The following is an 18,128-nucleotide window of genomic DNA, read 5'->3' on the forward strand; positions in this document are numbered from 1 at the left end:
ATTCAAGCGAGGTGCATCATGCACAACCCTCACAAACCAAAGCAGGCGGACGGGTTTGCCAAATACCGCGCGCGTCACTCGCGCCCCGTACGTCCCAGCCTGCTGCTGTTGCCGCCGGCCAGGCGCCGGGCGCTGCAGCGCAATCTGATATTTATCGGGGTGAGCCTGGGCGTTGTCCTGCTCATGGCGTTTTTTGCCAAGGCTCATGCGGCAGGCGGCGCCTATGTGGTCGACGATGGCGCCATCAATGCCCCGGGCGAATGCAACGTCGACGCTTGGCACACCGCCAACCGCCACGCTGGCGGTACCCATTCCACGTCGGCAAGCGTGTCGACGTGGACCTGGTACTCGGGCGCAGCCTGATCGGTGAGCGTGACCAGTGGCTGACCACGGCGGCAACCCTGAGGTTTTAAGCCTTGGCCTGCTGCTCCAGGTGCAGTTGCAACTGCGGATCGATGTGCAGCTGCCCCGCCAGGTCGTCCAGGTAATTGCGCTCTGCATCCTGCTGATCATCGACCAACAGGACACTGGCCAGATACACCTCGGCCGCCACCGCCGGGTCTGCGGCAAACTCGGCGAAATCCGCAGCATCCAGCGGCTTGGCGACTTCAGCGTCGAGCCACTGCTGCAATTGCGGGTCGTCAGTATGCTTGCCCAGCTCATTGGAAATCAGCTGCTGCTCTTTTTCATCAATGTGGCCGTCGGCCTTGGCGGCAGCGATCAGTGCGCGCAGCACTGCGTGGCTGTGCGCTTCGACTTGCGCGCCCGAGAGCTGGTCGGCTGTCTGGAACGCTGGTTGTGCGTGGCTCGCCTGCTGGCTCTGCCAGGCCTGATACGCTTTGTAGGCCATCATCCCGAGAGACGCCAACGCGGCATAGTTCATCCCACCCGCGCGCCCTTGTGTTGGACGCGTAGCCGCGCCACCGCCCAGCATGCCGCCGAGCCCACCCAACAAATCGCCGAGGCCGCCGCCCGAAGCATTACCGGCGCGGTTGCCCTTGAGCAGTCCTCCAAGTACTCCGCCCAAACCGCCGCTCGAAGAAGCGCCGCCCTGCCCTGCGCCGCGCAACAGTTGCTCCAGTAAATCGCCGGTATTCATGGTGTCGCCCTCCCAGGTACGTAGTGGCGTTAATCAACCTTAGTCCGACCTTGATGGAACACCATGACCGCCGGGCGGGCAAGCTTTATGATGGCGCCACAACAACCTCAAGGGAGAACCCAGGTGAACCGCATCGAGCACATCGGGTTGATGGCCAACTACAATCAATGGATGAATCGCAAGGTCTATGAGGCTGCCGGCACGCTCACAGACGCAGCGTTGACTGCGGACCGCCAGGCATTTTTCGGCTCGATCCTCGGCACCCTCAATCACCTGGCGCTGGGCGACACCGTCTGGCTCAAACGCTTTGCCCAGCACCCGGCGGGATTCAGCGCGTTGGCGCCCTTGAACGCCATCGCCACACCCGGCGACCTCAGGCAATTGGCGTTCGCAGACATCCGTGAACTCTCAACCCATCGGGCCTGGCTGGATCAACTCATCCTCGATTGGGCCCACAGCTTGCACGACGCCCACCTGGACCTGCGATTGAGTTATCACACCATGGGCGGCGTAGCGTCTGAAAAACCGTTTTTCGGCCTGCTGATGCACTTCTTCAACCACCAGACCCATCATCGCGGCCAGGTGACCACATTATTGAGTCAAGCCGGCGTGGACGTGGGTGATACCGACCTGCTCGCGCTGATTGACTGAGCGGAGCCTGCCTCGCAGCGTAGATCACTGATCTGGCAGGTTTTTTCAGACCTGTGTTTGTGCAGGAAAGGATGCATCGAGGTTGCGCCGGAGCGTTTGGATCTATATATTCGCAACCCTGCTGCACCGCGCTACCGCCCGAATGGCGAAACTGGTAGACGCATGGGACTTAAAATCCCCCGCTCGTAAGGGCGTCCCGGTTCGATTCCGGGTTCGGGCACCATAGATATCAAGGGCTTGCCGGGGAAACCTGGGCAGGCCCTTATCGTTTTTGTTCCGTAATTTTAGAATTCGCTGCGCAATTACCTTCTTTCGGCGTCCTGCCGACCTGTCTCCCAACCCATCTTTTTCACGAAGAAAAACCGCTCTCTTCATCTTCAATCAGTGTTTCAAAGCATCACACTGTGCACGTAGGTCCCGATCGTTGATCGAACCGCAACTACCGTTGTTGGTTCTTGCGTTACACAGATAGCGCTGATCGCGGTCGTCAATACTATTGCAGCTGCCTCCGTTGGTTTCCGCATTGCAGGCATAGCGCAGGTCCCTATCGTCGATCGAACCGCAACTGCCACGGTTGGTTCTTGCATTACATAGATAGCGCTGGTCGCGGTCGTCAATGCTATTGCAACTGCCTCCATTGGTTTGCGCATTGCAGGCATAGCGCAAGTCCCTATCGTTGATCGAACCGCAATTACCACGGCCTTCCTTGGCTTTGCAGTAAGCACGCTGGTCCGAATCGCCAATGCTGTCGCAACCGGCAAAGGCATAGCCGCTAACCATTAGCAGCATCACAAACATCAATCTCATCGTTTTCGTCCCTGGTTTGCCGGGAGACCACCCGGCATTTGCGGGTTTGGAGCCGTTTTCCCCTTCAATCACTTCGTAGGCGTTTGGCAGCATATTGCGAAGGGCGCCACTCAAGCAAAGCGCCTGCAACATCTGTCTCGCGCCGTCCATGGCTTCCTCTCCGGTTCGAAAGGCTTCAGGCGCAGAGATGGTTTTTTGTCCATATTCGGCTCCTACCTTTATTCGCACGTTTGCCTCGCCGCGCCATGGGTTATCGCCTTTCTTGGAGGCAGACAGCCAACATTTGACGCCGCTAAACTCTTCAAAACCAAGCTTCATTTTCGCCCCCGTGGGCTGGCTCCATGCCGGTCACCCGTAATACCCTATGTCACTGAACAGCGCCAGCCGGCGAGGAGTTCAGCGCTTATCGTGAGGATTGGGATTCCATGTGCTGCCGAGAAGTATGGCCCCAGGACCAATCAAGCAAGCCCAATAACCATTTGTACTTGGATAGAAAAACGGCCCGAATGCACCGACCACAAGGAAAGACACACCTGCCCATAACCGCTTACGCGGCGTGAACCACTCGCGGAACGCTTCAAGCTTTTTACCGGCCATCACCACCTCCTTGTTTGAAAAGCAGCAAAGCATATCACCCACTTAAACGAATCACGCCAGCCTGCGCGGATCCCTTATGCCTGGTGTATAAGCACGCTGAACAGCCGCTACGGGATGCGCTCGATTTGTTCCACCTGACCGGGCGGCGCATCGCTGACACCGTGAAAATGGATGAGCGAGACATCCGCGACAACGGGGTGTCCGTAAAGCAAGGCAAGACGCATGCAAAAAGGAGAATTGAGATAACGGCTGAGCTGAAGGTTGTGATTGATCGAATCATGGCCAGGAAAGATGGGACCGCTGCGGCGTTCTGCCGAACGAAATCCCCACCGCTGTATTCCGACCGAACTACCCACCTCTACCAACGCTCTATCGAAAGACTCCTGGACGTTTCCAGGTCAACCCGCAGGGAGCTGAATATGTCTGACGATCTGAACAACCGTGGCCCGCAAGACCGTGCTCGAGTAAACACCTCCGAAGCCTGGGAGCTGAAGCATTGGACGAAAGAGTTTGGCGTGACTGAGCAACAGCTCAAGGATGCAGTGAAGGCTGTTGGCCCAATGGTCGCCGACGTGCGTAAAAAACTCGGTAAATGAAAATGGTAACGCCCCGCCCTTTTTGCGGGGCTTTTTAGGCAAACCCAATTTCACCCACCATAACCGTCTCGCCAATTAAAAGAGGAACCGCCCTGCACCCGCGTCTGATGCAAGCAAGCTGAACTGGTGGAGGCTTAAAAACTTGCCATCCTTCAGCTCAACGTCACGAAGCGTTCCTTCAAGGCGAAACCCAAGTTTTTTCAAAAGCGCGCAGCTGGGCTCGTTATCGGGCTCTACGTCTGCGTGGATACGATGGAGTCCCATATTGCGCAAGCCGTACCGCACAACTGACGGCAGAGCTTCAGTCAAAAGGCCTTGTCGCCAGTGCTCTGGCATCAACCAATAGCCGATTTCAGCCTTGCGGTGCCTGTGGCACCAATCATTCAGCCCGCATGCTCCGATCATTGCGTCATCGGTCTTCAGGGCGATAGCCCACCACATTCCTGTCTTCTGCACGACTATGTGCTCAAACCACCTCATCTGCTCATCGGTAGCAGCCAGGCTTGTATAGGAAACACCGTACTGAGCGACCACACGGGGATCCGACAGTCCCGCGTAAACAGAGGCAACATCCCCAGGGCGGACTTTTCTCAGTTTGATTCTCCTGAGCGAGAATTCTGGAAATTCTTCAGGCAATTTATGGCTCACTTTTTTCTGACGCGGCTGCATGCCGGTTTCCCGTAATACCCATATCACTACACCGTCTCGCTAATCAAAAGCGCTTTCTCCACAAACTCTCCATCAACCCTTGGGCAAAAGCACACATTGGGTGAGTACCATTGCATCCGCTGCGGGGTATCCGCCATTTCCAAATATGATGTTTAAAACCCAACTATCAGCATGCGGGCAAAACCCTACCTCTGCGCTCACAAGATCCATCCTTATTGAAAAAATAAAATAACCATACAGAACCGCAGCCTACGATGCGGTTCTTGCAATTAACCACATGCCCCTAAAGCCTCGAACAGCCATTTACTACCAGGTGAAGAACATCAAGCCTTTTATCAGACTTAGAACAAGTAGGACTAGGTTGGCTCTTTCGCTAATAGTGCTATTGGTGCTTGCCGGTTGCTCCGTGGCGCCGCTGCCTCCGCTGAACCCGGCGGCACCTGACGCATGGCGTAATTCACGCGCCTATACCGCGCCTGCACACCCGGAGTTCAAGCAGTGGTGGCATGCGTTCGGTGATCCCGAGCTGGACGCATTGGTGATTCGCGCCTTACAGAAAAACCTGGATGTTGCCGAGGCAACAGAGCGATTACGGGCAACACGAATACTCAGTCGACGCGCGCAGTCGCCCTACTTGCCCGCACTGGGAATAAAGACCACCGATGCCGTCAGCCCCGACACCAGCACCTCTTACTTGCTCCTGGGGCTCGACGCACAATGGGAACTCCCGTTGTTTGGGGCAAAACAGAGTGCCGATCGTCTTGCCCATGGCCATGAAGCGCTGATGACGGGCGACTTACGCACGGTACGCGTGTCATTGGTCGCAGAAGTGAGCAGTCGTTGGATTGAACTGCGCGCGGCGCAGCAGCTTGAAGCTACCTTGAGCGCCATTGAGCAAGTGCAACGTAAAAAGCTGGAATTATTGCTTGTTCGCGAGCACCTGACTCTCACCGCCTCTACCGAAATTGCAAAGGCTCGGGCCGAACTGGCGCGTTCCACAATGGCGCTGAGTGCACCACGACAAACCATAAACCGAAGCGCGCAACAGTTAGCGCTACTGGTCGGGCAAAGCGAGCCGGATCCGCTGTGGCTGCAGCCCGGCCCCCCACCCAAACTGGGGCCTTGGCAACTGACCAGCTTACCGGCTGACCTGTTGCGAACGCGGCCTGAGATCAGTATTGCCGAAGCTCAGGTACTCATTGCCGCGGGCGAACTGGGTATGAGTCGGGCCGATATCTATCCGCGTATCAGTTTGGGTGCGTCATTGCAGTGGTCAGTCAATATTGCCAGCAACCGCAAACGAACGCGCAGTGGCGACAGCATCTTCTCGGCCGGACCCGGGATAAGTATCCCGTTGTTCGACTGGGGTCAGCGATTGGCCAATGCACAGGCCAAGGACCATCAATTGCAGGCCGCAGTCCTGGCCTATCAACAATCCGTATTACAGGGCGTCGCTGAAACCGAAACCGCGCTGGGAGACCTCGAACAGTTGCGTGTGTATGAACAGTCGTCCCTGCACGCGTTGACCGAATCTCAAGCTTACCTTGACGCGCTGGAGCAACGTGCCCGATTGGGTTTGCTGAGTGAACTGGACATCGACGATGCCCGGATTGAGAAGCTGAACGCCCAGCAACAGGTCGCTCGCGCCAACGCCGAGCGAGGTTTGGCCTACATCACGTTGTACAAAGCACTAGGCGGTGCGCCATTGCCGGCAGATACCCTGAAGGACATTGACTGATGGTTGCCCTTGCGCGTCAAACGCTCCTCTACGAATGGCGCCGGTTCCTTCCCGCGATTATTGCGGTGGGTTTTGCCGGATTGCTGCAATTGCTCCAAGTGGGTCTGGTGACGGGAATCTTCAGTAGTGCCAGTGTTTATATCACCCGCTCCGCCGCTGATCTCTGGGTGGGATTCCCAGGCACTCAAAGCGTCAACCTGGGCCGAACAATAGACGCCGGCGTGGAGATGCGTCTGCGCATGGATCCCGACATCACCAGGGTTGAGCAATTTCAATGGCTGGATGCCGATTGGCGAGGCGCACGCGATACCGGCGGTGTCTCGGTATTTGTCTCCGGTATTGAGGCTGGGCCACGTGGATTGATGTTTCAGCAACTACTGGCTACGCCGCTACGCGCACTTTTGAACGAGCCGGGAGCCGTCATCGTCGACCGCGCCGACCTGGTCACCCTGGGCGTCAATCTGGGGGACGTGGCCACCATTAACGGCCGTCGCGTACACGTCGTGGGCATCACCGGCGGCTTGCGGGCGTTGGGGGGTGTGAATGTGCTGACGTCGTTGTCCACCGCCCGACTACTCGATACCGCCATCGCCAGTGACCGCACCACCTACCTGGTGGCCAAAGTGCGCGATCCGGCCCAGGCGGATGCGGTTGCCGGTCGTCTCGAAGGGGCGACGGCGTTCGGCAGCTACGCGGTCTGGACTGCAGAGCAATTTGCTCATCGCTCACAGATGTATTGGATTTTCGATACCGGGGCCGGGGCTGGGGTGTTGTTCATGGCCGCCATCGTATTTTTGGTCGGTGCGGTGATTACCAGCCAAACCCTGGTGGCCGCCGTGGCCGGTTCCATTCGTGAATACGCGACCTTGAACGCCCTTGGCGTCGGCGTGAACGCGCTGCGCAAAGTAGTGATGGAGCAAGCGTTCTGGGTCGGGGCGATCGGCCTGTTGGGCAGCAGCATCCTGGCTTGCGGATTGTTCGCCATCGCCTGGCATTTCAACGTTCCCGTGGAAATTTCACCCGCTGCGGTGGGCGCTTGCCTGCTGCTAAGCATGATTCTGGCGCTGGTATCCGGACTGGCAGCCATTCGAACCTTACGTCAAGCCGATCCGGCGAGTCTTCTGAGATAGGCCTTATGAAACCGTTAAGATCAGCAATTCCAGCCACACTTCAGGCAAGCAATATTCGCAAATCCTTTATAGCGGGTGGCGTGACTACGCCTGTGCTGCATGATGTCAATCTGGCGATAAGGCCAGGCGAGCTGACGTTGATCTCAGGACCGTCCGGCTGTGGCAAGAGTACGTTACTGGCAATTCTCAGCGGCTTGCAACGGCCGGAACAAGGCCGTGTTACCGCGCTGGGGCATGACCTTGGGAAACTCGATACCCATGAGCTGGAAAAATTTCGCCTGCAACACACGGGATTTATTTTCCAGGGTTTCAATCTGTTTCCTGCCTTGAATGCGCTGCAACAGGTCGAGCTGCCCCTGAGCTACCTCGGTCTCTCGGCCAAGGACGTCACCAGACGTGCTACCCAAGCCCTGGAAGACGTTGGCCTGGGGCCGCGCATGCACCTGCGTCCTTCCGAGTTGTCCGGCGGTGAAAAGCAGCGCGTCGCCATTGCGCGAGCCGTGGCAAAGGAACCTGAACTGCTGTTCGCCGACGAACCCACCAGCGCATTGGATGCGGCCAACGGCCAGATCATTATCGACATACTGCACAAGATTGCGCGCAATCGAGGCACAACGGTGTTGTGCGTAAGCCATGACCCACGACTGATAAATCATAGCGACCGTGTCTTGACCATTGAAGACGGTCGAATCCTGGCTGACCACGCCTCTTTCTCCCACGCAATCAACATCGCCAGTAAAAAGGAACATGTGTTATGAATCCGGGTTCGTTTCGGCCATTGCTGGCACTGGTTCTCGCCCTGGGTCTTACCGGTTGCGGTATGGAAGACGCCTCTTCAGGGGCAGTGCCTGCCGCCCCTCCCTACCTGGCCATCGCGCGCGGCCGTCTCGATGTTGAAGGCGGGGTCTTGAAGCTTGGCACGCAGCGAGAGGGCGTCGTGAAAAAAATCGGGGTAAGCGAGGGCGATCAGGTACGTAAAGGCCAATTGCTAGCCTCCCTGGACAGCGAACTTGCGCAACTGGCCGTCAGTGCGGCGCAGGCCGAGCAACAACAACTCGAGGTTCGCGCCAAGCAATTGGCCAGGCACTTCAAGGCCGCTGATCTAAAGGCCAAACGGTTGACGACCGCTGCAAGCGTCGGGGCCGGCGATCAACAGAGTGCTGACGATGCGCGTGAGGCTGCGCAGCAGTTGCACGATCGAATTGAAGATAATGACGCGGACGCAGCCGTCACCAGGAGAAAACTGGCCAGTGCGCGCTATGAACTGGAACAGCGCAATATTGTTTCACCCGCGGATGCGCAGATTGTTCGTAGTTTTGTTCAACTGGGCGCGTCCCTCTCCGCGTCATCAGGACCCGCATTCATATTATTGCCCACTACAGAGCGCATCATACGGGCCGAGTTGAACGAGTCATTTATCGGCATCGTTGTCCCGGGTATGAAGGCACAAGTTACCGATGATACCGGCAGCGGACTACCGGCCATATCTGCCCATGTACTGCGTGTCAGCCCTGTGTTTGGTACTAGCACGCTTGAGGACGATCCGCAGACACGCGGTAATCTGCGTACCGTCGAATGCATATTGGTGCTCGATCAGGCGGTGCCCGCTTCCGTACGTATAGGACAAAGGATGTTGGTACATTTTGGCGTTGATCGCAGCCAGCGCAAACGGTTTCATAGCCCTTTTCCCGCTGATGCGGAATAACACACTCGCTTCTGACTTTACTGCGGCGTGTCGCTTGTGCGCCAACGCCGCTACGCAGGCTTCCCAATATTGAGCGCCTACATCCAGCTGGAGGTCCATATCACACGGCCCATGATGTCAATATCATTGACCTGTGCCTTTGTTACGAGCACATCGCGGTATGCCTTGTTTTCATTAATGATGCATGCCGAACCGTCCGAAAGTCGCTGCAGCCGCTTGGCATACAACTGGTCGTTCAAACGAATCACATAGAGGGCATCGGCATCGAGCTGGTTGCGTTCCAGGTCAATCATTACGATATCGCCCGCATTCAATATTCCAGCCATCGAATCACCCATTACTGGAATCGCTAGAAGCTGCTGCGGGCACAGTTTCTGTTTGTGCAATGAGTCAGCGGGGAACACCAGGTGGGTGAGAACGTTTGCGCTGAGACTCCCTGGCCCCTTACGGCCATGCAAAACGGGCTCGTAAAGTGGAATATAGACGTAGGCGTCATTATTCCCACTGCCTGCTCCATTTTGATCGGGCTGACTCTCCTTACAGCCCCCACCCGCCAACCAATCAAGTGATACGTTGGCGACGACAGCCATTCTCCAGGCCTTTTCAATATTAGGTACAACCCGTCCTTTTAGATAACTGTATAGCGAACTGTTAGCGATTGCGCATTTATTTGAAAATGCGTGGGGTGTTTCATCGCCCAGCGCTTTTTTCAAGCGTGCGCTGAACCCGCCAAATTCTTTGACAGCGCCGTCGCCAGGAGGAACGCTCAAACGTTGTGAGTTGTGATTCAGGGATACTGTACTGCTTGATTGCCCGATAACGTGCGGGGCTCCCTTCCCCGCCAACCAATCAAGCGAGACATTGGCCGTGACGGCCATTTTCCAGGCTTTTTCCAGACTCGGGACAGATTCACCACTCAAGTATTTGCGCAACAAGGGTTCGGAAACACCACTTTTCTTCGCGAATGAATAGATTGTTTCACCGCCAATCGCCTGTCTAAGCCGCTGATTAAAACCATCAAATTTCATTATATCGACCTGTGCCAACTTGCCTCTGCGCACCCTGACTCAACCGTTATTGCGAACAGCCAGATCGATTCAGCGCCGGGTTTCCAGGGGCTCTTTATATATAACGCATGCTCCATGAACAATGCCAAGACCGTGTGGAGAAACGATGGAGTTTTGATGGAGATTGAACAACGCCAATGTTTTCGGCTACTCCGAACATCATTGCCGCACGTCACGTTTAGTTTCCAAATCCACATTATCTACACATAACGTCGAATGAATCCCAACCCTTTTAGTTGAACATTCCATTTGATCGCCACGGCCTTGAGCCTGGCAACATTTTCAATGAGGTTATTCAGGTATGTCTTTCAGATCCGGGCGACCGCGTCCCTTTTGGATCGGGCTTTTTATGTTCGCCTTAACCGGGTGTCACCCCGAGGGGCAAGTCGCCGACGACGTGCCTATCCCACAGGTTTCCGTAATGGCCCTTGAACCCGCTTCCATAAAAGTCAGCGAGGTACTGCCTGGCCGTGTTTCGGCAGTTCGCACTGCCGACATTCGCGCGCAGATCAGCGGCATCGTGCACAAGCGTCTATTTGATCAGGGCGTTGAAGTGACTGCCGGCACGGCCTTGTTTCAGATTAACCCGGCCCCCTTCAAAGCCGAAGTCGATAGCGCTGCAGCGCTGGTGCTCAAAGCGCAGGCCGCATTGAAACGCGCACGTATCCAGGCCGAACGGCTTTCGCCTTTGATGCACGCCGAGGCAGTCAGCCGCCAAGTCTACGACGATGCCATATCACTGCGCGATCAGGCCGAGGCGGATGTCGCCCAGTCCAAGGCAACCCTGGCTCGACGCCGGCTGGACCTGAGGTTCGCGACAGTCGACGCGCCGATTGCCGGACGCATTGACCAGACCCTGGTGAGCGAAGGCGCGCTTGTATCATCAACTGACAGCGCACCGATGGCGAGAATCCAGCAGATTGACCAAGTGTATGTCGATGTTCGTCAAACCGCATCGACACTGCGCTCGCTGCGTGAATCACTCAGCGCCCAGGACGGTCAACGCGCGCCTGGCTTGCCCGTAGAGATTCTCGACAGTTCCGGCAACCCCACCGGCCTCAACGGCAGCATCCTGTTCTCCGGGATCAACGTAGATGCGGGTACCGGAGACGTGTTGCTCCGCATACTGGTCGACAACCCCCATCGCCAGCTGCTGCCAGGCCTGTTTGTACAAGCGCGGGTGCCACTGGCCGATTATCCGCAGGCGCTGAGCGTACCGCAGCAAGCCGTACTGCGTAGCGGCGGCCAGGCACGCGTGTGGGTGATAGATGCCAAGGAGCAGGCACATGCTGTCGCAATCGAACTGGGGGAACTGGTCGATCGCCGCTACCGCGTGGTGTCCGGGCTCAGCGCTGGACAGCTCGTGGTCATCGAGGGTCTGGAGCGCCTGACCGAAAACGCGCCAGTCAGCGCCGCCTCCTGGCAGGCGAATGCCGCTGCGCTCCCACTCAACGCCACTGCGCGTTAGGCAGAGAACCCCCTCATGTCTCAGTTTTTCATCAATCGCCCGGTGTTCGCCTGGGTGATCGCGTTGTTCATTGTATTGTTCGGCCTTATTGCCATTCCGCAACTGCCGATCGCGCGTTACCCCTCGGTAGCGCCTCCGTCAGTCAGCCTGACGGCCAGTTATCCGGGGGCTTCGCCGCAAACGCTTAACGACTCGGTCGTCAGCCTGATTGAACGTGAGCTATCAGGCGTGAAGAATCTGCTGTACTTCGAATCCGCTGTCGACGCATCGGGCACCGCGCAGATCAGCGCCACTTTTGTGCCTGGCACCAACCCCGAAATGGCCCAGATCGATGTACAAAATCGCGTCAAGGCGGTGGAAACACGCCTGCCGCAGGTGGTGCGTCAGAACGGCATGCAGGTCGAGTCGGCGGCGTCGGGTTTCCTGATGATGATCGGCATGACATCGCCCGACTTGCGCTTCGGTGAACTCGCCCTCAACGATTACCTGGCGCGCAACGTGGTGCAGGAGCTGAGACGGATCAAAGGCGTGGGTCGCGTGCAGTTATTCGGCGCTGAGCAGGCCATGCGTATCTGGGTGGAGCCGGCCAAGCTGACGGCGTTCGGCTTGACCATGAGTGATGTGGCCCAGGCAGTCGAGCAGCAGAATGCGCAGATCGCCCCGGGTCGATTGGGTGACGAACCCACACTGCCCGGCCAGCGCCTGACGATCCCGTTGACCGTGCAAGGGCAGCTATCAACCCCCGAGCAGTTTGCGGCTATCGTACTGCGCGCCAATGTGGACGGTTCAAAAGTGCTGATTGGCGACGTAGCGCGTGTCGAGCTGGGTGCGCAATCCTACGCATTCTCCAATCGAGAAAACGGCAAGGTCGCGACCAGCGCCGCCATTCAGCTCGCGCCAGGCGCAAACGCCGTGCGCACCGCCCAGGCGGTGCGCGACAGATTGGCAGAGCTCGCACCCAGCATGCCGACAGGCATGTCGTACTCCATCCCCTTCGACACAGCACCCTTCGTCAAGGTCTCTATCGAGAAGGTCGTGTATACCTTGCTCGAAGCCATGGTCCTGGTGTTTCTGGTGATGTACCTGTTCCTGCAAAAAGTACGTTACACGTTGATCCCCGCCATCGTTGCACCCATCGCCCTGCTCGGCACCTTCGCCGTGATGTTGCTGGCGGGGTTCTCGATCAACGCATTGACCATGTTTGGCATGGTGCTGGCCATTGGCATCATTGTCGATGATGCCATCGTCGTGGTGGAAAACGTGGAACGCCTGATGGCTACCCAGGGGTTATCGCCAAGAGCGGCGACGTCCCAGGCCATGAAGGAAATCAGCGGTGCGGTGATCGGGATCACCCTGGTGCTCACGGCGGTGTTCATACCCATGGCATTCGGCACCGGGTCCGTCGGCGTCATCTACCAGCAATTCACCCTGTCCATGGTGGTATCGATCCTGTTCTCGGCGCTGCTGGCGTTGACCCTGACGCCCGCGCTTTGCGCAACGCTGCTGCGCCCGGTCACGCCTGGTCATTACGACAAGCGCGGCTTTTTCGGTGCGTTCAACCGAGCCTTCGAGCGACTCACTGGCCGCTACAGCGAGCGCGTAGGCCAAATGGTCGGGCGCAGCGGCAGGATGATGCTGATTTTTGCGGCGATATGCGCCGTATTGACCGTTGCCATGGCGCAGTTGCCCTCCTCGTTTCTGCCTGAGGAAGATCAGGGTTATTTCATGACATCGATCCAGTTGCCAACCGGCGCGACCAGCGAGCGCACATTGGATGTGGTCAAGGTGTTCGAAGCCCATGTGGCGTCACGTCCGGCGCTCGCCGCCAACCTGGTGGTACAGGGCTTCAGCTTCGCAGGTTCCGGCCCCAACACGGCCATGGCGTTCACCATGCTCAAGGACTGGAATCAACGCAATGGTGCGACAGCGAGCAATGAGGCCGCACTGGCCCAAAGCGCGATGACCGACAGTGTCGAAGGCACCACGATGAGCCTGATGCCGCCTCCGATAGATGACCTGGGGACGTCGTCCGGCTACACCTTTTTTCTACAGGACCGGGCAAATCGTGGAGAGCACGCGCTCCTGGCGGCCCAGGCGCAACTGCTGAAACTGGCCGTGCAGGACAAGCTCGTCAGCGGCGTTTACGCCGATGGCCTGCCACCTGGCGAGAGCGTCCGGCTGGAGATCGATCGGCAGAAGGCCGAATCAATGGGCCTGTCGTTCGCCGCCGTGAACAGCACGTTGTCTTCGGCCATGGGCTCACTCTACGTCAACGACTTTCCCAACGCAGGACGCCTGCAATCCGTCATTTTGCAAGCCGATGCCGCTGCGCGTATGCAATTGGAAGACGTACTGAGCCTGCGTGTACGCAACTCGACAAATGGCATGGTGCCGTTGCGCGAAGTGGTGACGCCGGTGTGGACCGAGTCCCCCCAGCAAATGATGCGCTTCCAGGGTTTCCCGGCGGTGCGCATTACCGGTGGCGCTGCCGAAGGTGTCTCAAGCGGAGCGGCAATGGCGCAAATGGAGCGCCTGGTCGCGCAGTTGCCCCAGGGCTTCGCTGTGGCGTGGACAGGCCAATCGCTACAGGAAAAACAGTCGGCAGCGCAGGCGCCGTTGTTGATGTTGTTGTCAGCGCTGGTGGTTTTCCTGGTGCTCGCGGCATTGTACGAAAGCTGGTCGATTCCTCTTTCAGTGGTGCTGGTGGTGCCATTGGGCCTGCTCGGGGCAGTCGCCGCAGTGATGCTGCGAGGCTTGCCCAACGATGTATTTTTCAAGGTCGGGATGATCACCATCATCGGTTTGTCGGCAAAAAATGCCATCTTGATCGTAGAGTTCGCGCGCCAGTTGCATGCTGAAGGCCGAACATTGATCGACGCGGCAGTCACCGCCTCTCGGCTACGCCTGCGCCCGATTCTGATGACGTCCATGGCCTTCACTCTCGGCGTTGTCCCCCTGATGCTCGCTTCGGGCGCCAGCGCGGAAACCCAGCATGCGATCGGCACTGGCGTATTCGGCGGAATGCTCAGTGGCACCTTGCTGGCGGTGTTCTTTGTGCCCGCGTTCTTCGTCTTCGTAATCGGCAGCCAGGAACGCTTGCAGGCATGGCGTGCACGCCGCTCCAAGAGCACCTCAACCATGACCCCGGAAAATTAAACATGCGTTTGTTGATTTGCTTGTCCCTGGCTGGCTGCCTGTCCGCCTGTGTGCTGACGCCCAAGCTGGACAGTCCGGCGCTGCCCGTTCCTTCGCACTTTCCACTGCAGGAAGGGGCCGCGATGAACTCAGGCGCTTCGTTGACGGCTGCAGCCCTGGGCTGGCGAACGATGTTCGGCGATCTGCGTTTGCAGCGGTTGATTGACCTGGCGCTGCAGAACAACCGTGATCTGCGTCTGGCTACGCTGAATGTCGAAGCCGCCCGGGCCATGTCACAGATTCAGATCGCCGGACGTTTTCCTTCCGTGTCCGCCGATGCAAGCGCCACTCGCGAGCGGGCCGCAGGCGTGAGCGGCCAGGGCAGCGAAAATCGCCAAGTCACTCAGCAGGTGGGTGTGAACGTGGGCATCAATGCGTTCGAGCTGGATCTGTTCGGACGTGTACGGGCACTTTCCGATGCCGCGCTGGCACGCTACTTCGCCAGTGAAAATGGCCGTGAAGCTGCTCAGATCATCCTGGTGAGTGCCGTTGCCGAGACGTATTTCGCGCAGCAACTGGCCCGTGAGCAGTGCCAATTGGCCGAGCGCACACTCGCGGATTGGCGAGTGTCCCTGGAACTGGCTCGCCTGATGAAGACGTCGATGCAGAGCAGTGAGTTGGACGTCGCCCAGGCCGAAAACCAGGTAGCACTGGCCGAAGCCGACCTGCAGGCACGTCAGCGTACGCTTGCCAAGGCCGGCAACGCCCTGCAATTGATTGTCGGCAGCGAGCTGCCCAACGATCTGCCTTCGGCACTGCCGCTGGAACGGCAACCCGTCATCGCACGACTGCCCGCCGAACTGCGGGCTGACGTGCTCTTGACGCGTCCCGATGTGCGCCAGGCCGAACAACACCTTATCGCCAGCAACGCCAACATCGGCGCCGCGCGTGCGGCGTTCTTTCCGCGAATTTCACTGACCGCCTCTTTTGGTTATGCCAGCTCATCAATCGGGGACTTGTTCGATCCCTCGCGGCAGGTCTGGAGATTCGTGCCTCAAGTGACCCAACCGCTGTTCCAGGCCGGGCAGCTACGCGCCGAACTGGACCTGGCCAAGGTCCGTAAATCCGAAGCCATTGCCCTCTATGAGCGCACCATCCAGACGGCTTTTCGGGAGGTCGCGGACGCCTTGGCCGGTACGGCGACATTCGATAGACAGATCGAAGCGCAACTACGTGCCGTAAAGACCGCGGAACGCCGCCTTGGGCTGTCAAACCTGCGCTATCAGGCGGGGCTGGATGGCAGGCTGGAGCTGCTGGACGCACAGCGTCTGCTCTACGCCGCACGCCAGGCGTTGTTGGAGTTGCGACGTGACGATATCGTCAACACGGTCGCGCTGTACAAGTCTCTGGGAGGTGGTTTGCAGGACCGCAAGGAGGCGTTGACGCAAAACGTCAACGCCTGCCCGGACTGCACCAGCCCTCAATGACGACTCAGAACGTCGCCCACACAATGAACTGCATGTAGGTGTTGGTTGAGGCGTCGCCGCTCTGCCGGCCACCGTTGCCCAGCCACTTCTCCGGTTTGTAGAAGCCAATCAGCGGCGACAGCGTGATGTTCTCCGTGACCGCCCAATCGACAAAAAAATCGACCTCCTGCGCAGCGAAGTCCAACTCATGGCGACGGGAAAGCTGGTGATAGTTGAACGCCATCGCATTAAGGGTCAACTTCTCGGTCGGCTTGACCGAGAGGAGCACGTCGTGGATCTCCATATTCGAGGTCACGGAGCCCGCATAATTAAGCCCGATTTCTCCCTGCAGGCGCTTGCGATAACCGCCCTGGAACAGGAAGTCCCAGCCTTCGGAATAGCGCGAATAACGATAGCTGACGGTCGGTTGCCATGGCTTGTCGACGAAGGTGTAACCCGCGTCGAAGAACATCGCCCGCTGCGAGCCCGAACGCTTTTCCTGACGGGCCACTTCGAACGCAAAATCGGCGTTCTCGATCCCGGCATTGCCCTGTCCACGGATGCTGTAGACGTTCATGCCCTTGCGCTCAGCCCGATCTGCGAAGGCGTATTTCTCTTCCACATCCAGGCCGTGCACGTAGGTCGAACCGATAGAACCAATGGGTGTGGTGTAATCGATGGTCCCCACTGCCAGTTCGGTCTTGGACTGCCCGGGGTTATCGGACTTCAACCATATTACGCTGCCGTGCAACCCTTCCTTGCCGCCCAGCTTGAGTACCGCTGTGTTGCCAAATGCCAGGCGTTGGCCCAGGTAAAAGGCGCCACCCCGATCGAACCGGCCATCACGCACGCCCTCGATGGGGCTGAACGCGTTACCTGCGTCGAATCCATCGTCGGTGATCAGAAAGCCGTCCACCGTGACAATCTGACGTCCGAAAGAGAAATCCACGCCATCCTTGCCGAGGGCGGGTAGCAAGTCGCCCGATCGCCAGCCCAGGAACGCGTCTTCCACAGCGGTGCGTCGCTCGTCGCCCGCCGTGGTCGCCCCCATGTCTCCGTCACCCCATGACCCACTGCTCAGCAGGCTGAAGCCACCATAGACCGAGCCGGCGAAGAGCTTGTCCGTGGAACCATTGAGTCCGTATTTGACGTAGCCCTCTTGCCAGTGCATGCCGCCGGGTTGTTTGTCTGGATCGCCCAGGTAGTTATGGGTGCCGCCGAACCAGCCAAATGCAGCACCCAGGTCGGCATTCAAGACGGTTCCACCGCCCTCTTCGTTGTAAAGCGTGTAGGCCTGTGCCTGCCAGCCGACTGCACAGAGTGCAACCAGCGACAGCATTGGCGCGTAAGGGCGCATGCGCATGACGTCTCTCCTGTTTTTATTGTTGTGAGGCGAGGTAGGAGTGTTACGGCTTGGCGCAGGCACACGGTAACCCAAATCAGCACCCTGCGAGGGATTAGTCGTCCTCCCCTCGTCGTGCGAGGTCTAGAACGGTGCAGGCACGCCCGCAAAGCCCTCAATGGTTGCCGTTTTGGGCTATGTCCCGTGGACGCGAGCGCCCTATGCTGGGCCCATAAGAACCATAAAAAATCGAGGCACCCGTCATGACCCCTTCGTCACGCTTCCCGTTTTTCCGTCAGGGGCTCTGTCTTCTGACCCTCATCGCCTGCAGTGCCTTACCGCCTGCTGCCAGTGCTCACCACTCTTTCGCGCTGTTCGACCAGACCCAGACGCTCACGATCAAGGGCGTGGTCGAGCGCTTCGCCTGGACCAACCCGCACATCACGATCTACGTCGATGCTCCCGGCCCGCCGGCCCAGCGCTTCAAGATCGAGACGGGCAGTGTCAACGCGCTCAAGCGCACGGGCTGGACAGCCGACTCGATCAAGGCTGGCGATAACGCCGAAGTCTCCTTCAAACCGTTGAAGAACGGTGAACCCGGCGGGCTGCTGGTGGAGATCAAGATCGGTGACGTGGTGCTCTCGGGTGGCGGCTGAAC

16 protein-coding genes, 1 tRNA gene and 2 pseudogenes are annotated in these 18,128 nt (G+C 58.3%); 13 read left to right on the top strand and 6 right to left on the bottom strand.

All coding sequences use genetic code 11. The annotated features are described in order from the left end of the window. Positions 1-18: 18 nt before the first annotated feature. Positions 19-327, top strand: a pseudogene (locus BFQ00_RS09215) (hypothetical protein); the annotation flags it as partial. A gap of 82 nt (positions 328-409) precedes the next feature. Here BFQ00_RS09215 and BFQ00_RS09220 read toward each other — a convergent pair. Continuing rightward, a complete protein-coding gene (locus BFQ00_RS09220) occupies positions 410-1,099 on the bottom strand; it encodes a tellurite resistance TerB family protein (protein ID WP_065933278.1) in 690 nt (229 codons plus the stop codon). A gap of 123 nt (positions 1,100-1,222) precedes the next feature. Between BFQ00_RS09220 and BFQ00_RS09225 the strand changes: the two genes are divergently transcribed. Both BFQ00_RS09225 and BFQ00_RS09230 read left to right on the top strand, forming a co-directional pair. Next, on the top strand, positions 1,223-1,750 hold the full coding sequence (locus tag BFQ00_RS09225) for a DinB family protein (protein WP_065933279.1): 528 nt from the start codon (positions 1,223-1,225) through the stop codon (positions 1,748-1,750). Between the two features lie 136 nt (positions 1,751-1,886). Further along, positions 1,887-1,973: transfer RNA gene (locus tag BFQ00_RS09230), tRNA-Leu, on the top strand. Between the two features lie 158 nt (positions 1,974-2,131). On the opposite strand, the gene BFQ00_RS30405 is transcribed toward BFQ00_RS09230, so the two are convergent. After that, entirely contained in the window at positions 2,132-2,875 is a 744-nt protein-coding gene (locus BFQ00_RS30405; RefSeq protein WP_371914188.1) for a hypothetical protein, read from the bottom strand. A gap of 78 nt (positions 2,876-2,953) precedes the next feature. Then, positions 2,954-3,154 (bottom strand): hypothetical protein, encoded by a 201-nt coding sequence (locus BFQ00_RS29050; RefSeq protein ID WP_130138267.1) that lies wholly within the window; start codon positions 3,152-3,154, stop codon positions 2,954-2,956. A gap of 80 nt (positions 3,155-3,234) precedes the next feature. Here BFQ00_RS29050 and BFQ00_RS30410 point away from each other — a divergent pair. Next, a pseudogene (locus BFQ00_RS30410) lies at positions 3,235-3,450 on the top strand (integrase); the annotation flags it as partial. 123 nt (positions 3,451-3,573) lie between these two features. After that, complete coding sequence (locus BFQ00_RS30415; protein ID WP_065885692.1) at positions 3,574-3,750, top strand: DUF3606 domain-containing protein; 177 nt, start codon at positions 3,574-3,576, stop codon at positions 3,748-3,750. Positions 3,751-3,825: 75 nt separating this feature from the next. Here BFQ00_RS30415 and BFQ00_RS09245 read toward each other — a convergent pair whose 3' ends face one another. After that, on the bottom strand, positions 3,826-4,419 hold the full coding sequence (locus BFQ00_RS09245) for a GNAT family N-acetyltransferase (RefSeq protein ID WP_065933280.1): 594 nt from the start codon (positions 4,417-4,419) through the stop codon (positions 3,826-3,828). 277 nt (positions 4,420-4,696) lie between these two features. Here BFQ00_RS09245 and BFQ00_RS09250 point away from each other — a divergent pair, with 277 nt between their 5' ends. The 4 genes from BFQ00_RS09250 to BFQ00_RS09265 all read left to right on the top strand — a co-directional run bounded on the left by BFQ00_RS09250 (position 4,697) and on the right by BFQ00_RS09265 (position 8,992). Further along, complete coding sequence (locus BFQ00_RS09250) at positions 4,697-6,157, top strand: efflux transporter outer membrane subunit (protein WP_065933281.1); 1,461 nt, start codon at positions 4,697-4,699, stop codon at positions 6,155-6,157. Further along, the gene (locus BFQ00_RS09255) at positions 6,157-7,287 is read left to right on the top strand and encodes an ABC transporter permease (protein WP_065933282.1); all 1,131 of its coding nucleotides are present in this window, start codon (positions 6,157-6,159) and stop codon (positions 7,285-7,287) included. Before BFQ00_RS09250 ends, BFQ00_RS09255 begins: the two co-directional genes overlap by 1 nt. 80 nt (positions 7,288-7,367) lie before the next feature. Continuing rightward, a complete protein-coding gene (locus BFQ00_RS09260) occupies positions 7,368-8,045 on the top strand; it encodes an ABC transporter ATP-binding protein (protein WP_242527098.1) in 678 nt (225 codons plus the stop codon). Next, positions 8,042-8,992, top strand: a complete 951-nt coding sequence (locus BFQ00_RS09265; protein ID WP_065933284.1) for an HlyD family secretion protein — start codon at positions 8,042-8,044, stop codon at positions 8,990-8,992. Before BFQ00_RS09260 ends, BFQ00_RS09265 begins: the two co-directional genes overlap by 4 nt. A 77-nt stretch (positions 8,993-9,069) precedes the next feature. Here the strand turns inward: BFQ00_RS09265 and BFQ00_RS09270 are convergent, their stop codons facing one another. Then, positions 9,070-10,020 carry a S24 family peptidase gene (locus tag BFQ00_RS09270; RefSeq protein ID WP_083227334.1) on the bottom strand — a complete coding sequence of 317 codons (951 nt, stop codon included), beginning with the start codon at positions 10,018-10,020 and terminating at the stop codon, positions 9,070-9,072. Between the two features lie 460 nt (positions 10,021-10,480). Between BFQ00_RS09270 and BFQ00_RS09275 the strand changes: the two genes are divergently transcribed. The 3 genes from BFQ00_RS09275 to BFQ00_RS09285 are packed head-to-tail and all read left to right on the top strand — an operon-like array spanning position 10,481 to position 16,149. Beyond that, the gene (locus tag BFQ00_RS09275; RefSeq protein ID WP_242527099.1) at positions 10,481-11,527 is read left to right on the top strand and encodes an efflux RND transporter periplasmic adaptor subunit; all 1,047 of its coding nucleotides are present in this window, start codon (positions 10,481-10,483) and stop codon (positions 11,525-11,527) included. 15 nt (positions 11,528-11,542) lie between these two features. Next, positions 11,543-14,683 carry a multidrug efflux RND transporter permease subunit gene (locus tag BFQ00_RS09280; protein ID WP_065933286.1) on the top strand — a complete coding sequence of 1,047 codons (3,141 nt, stop codon included), beginning with the start codon at positions 11,543-11,545 and terminating at the stop codon, positions 14,681-14,683. Positions 14,684-14,685: 2 nt separating this feature from the next. Further along, a complete protein-coding gene (locus BFQ00_RS09285; protein ID WP_065933287.1) occupies positions 14,686-16,149 on the top strand; it encodes an efflux transporter outer membrane subunit in 1,464 nt (487 codons plus the stop codon). 4 nt (positions 16,150-16,153) lie between these two features. Here BFQ00_RS09285 and BFQ00_RS09290 read toward each other — a convergent pair whose 3' ends face one another. Then, complete coding sequence (locus BFQ00_RS09290; protein ID WP_065885648.1) at positions 16,154-17,491, bottom strand: hypothetical protein; 1,338 nt, start codon at positions 17,489-17,491, stop codon at positions 16,154-16,156. 242 nt (positions 17,492-17,733) lie between these two features. Here BFQ00_RS09290 and BFQ00_RS09295 point away from each other — a divergent pair, with 242 nt between their 5' ends. After that, positions 17,734-18,126: a DUF6152 family protein gene (locus BFQ00_RS09295; protein WP_065885647.1), complete on the top strand. Its 393-nt coding sequence runs from the start codon at positions 17,734-17,736 to the stop codon at positions 18,124-18,126. The last annotated feature ends 2 nt before the right edge of the window (positions 18,127-18,128 follow it).

Source organism: Pseudomonas sp. 28 E 9, from assembly GCF_900004785.1.
GTDB lineage: Bacteria > Pseudomonadota > Gammaproteobacteria > Pseudomonadales > Pseudomonadaceae > Aquipseudomonas > Aquipseudomonas orientalis_A.

Excerpts from the sequence above, each read along its gene's own strand:
- BFQ00_RS09250 (WP_065933281.1), top strand. The coding sequence starts at position 4,697 with ATGCCCCTAAAGCCTCGAACAGCCATTTACTACCAGGTGAAGAACATC.
- BFQ00_RS30415 (WP_065885692.1), top strand. The coding sequence starts at position 3,574 with ATGTCTGACGATCTGAACAACCGTGGCCCGCAAGACCGTGCTCGAGTA.
- BFQ00_RS09220 (WP_065933278.1), bottom strand. The coding sequence starts at position 1,099 with ATGAATACCGGCGATTTACTGGAGCAACTGTTGCGCGGCGCAGGGCAG.
- BFQ00_RS30405 (WP_371914188.1), bottom strand. The coding sequence starts at position 2,875 with ATGAAGCTTGGTTTTGAAGAGTTTAGCGGCGTCAAATGTTGGCTGTCT.
- BFQ00_RS09255 (WP_065933282.1), top strand. The coding sequence starts at position 6,157 with ATGGTTGCCCTTGCGCGTCAAACGCTCCTCTACGAATGGCGCCGGTTC.
- BFQ00_RS09280 (WP_065933286.1), top strand. The coding sequence starts at position 11,543 with ATGTCTCAGTTTTTCATCAATCGCCCGGTGTTCGCCTGGGTGATCGCG.
- BFQ00_RS09270 (WP_083227334.1), bottom strand. The coding sequence starts at position 10,020 with ATGAAATTTGATGGTTTTAATCAGCGGCTTAGACAGGCGATTGGCGGT.
- BFQ00_RS29050 (WP_130138267.1), bottom strand. The coding sequence starts at position 3,154 with ATGGCCGGTAAAAAGCTTGAAGCGTTCCGCGAGTGGTTCACGCCGCGT.
- BFQ00_RS09265 (WP_065933284.1), top strand. The coding sequence starts at position 8,042 with ATGAATCCGGGTTCGTTTCGGCCATTGCTGGCACTGGTTCTCGCCCTG.
- BFQ00_RS09245 (WP_065933280.1), bottom strand. The coding sequence starts at position 4,419 with ATGCAGCCGCGTCAGAAAAAAGTGAGCCATAAATTGCCTGAAGAATTT.
- BFQ00_RS09285 (WP_065933287.1), top strand. The coding sequence starts at position 14,686 with ATGCGTTTGTTGATTTGCTTGTCCCTGGCTGGCTGCCTGTCCGCCTGT.
- BFQ00_RS09295 (WP_065885647.1), top strand. The coding sequence starts at position 17,734 with ATGACCCCTTCGTCACGCTTCCCGTTTTTCCGTCAGGGGCTCTGTCTT.
- BFQ00_RS09275 (WP_242527099.1), top strand. The coding sequence starts at position 10,481 with ATGGCCCTTGAACCCGCTTCCATAAAAGTCAGCGAGGTACTGCCTGGC.
- BFQ00_RS09290 (WP_065885648.1), bottom strand. The coding sequence starts at position 17,491 with ATGCGCATGCGCCCTTACGCGCCAATGCTGTCGCTGGTTGCACTCTGT.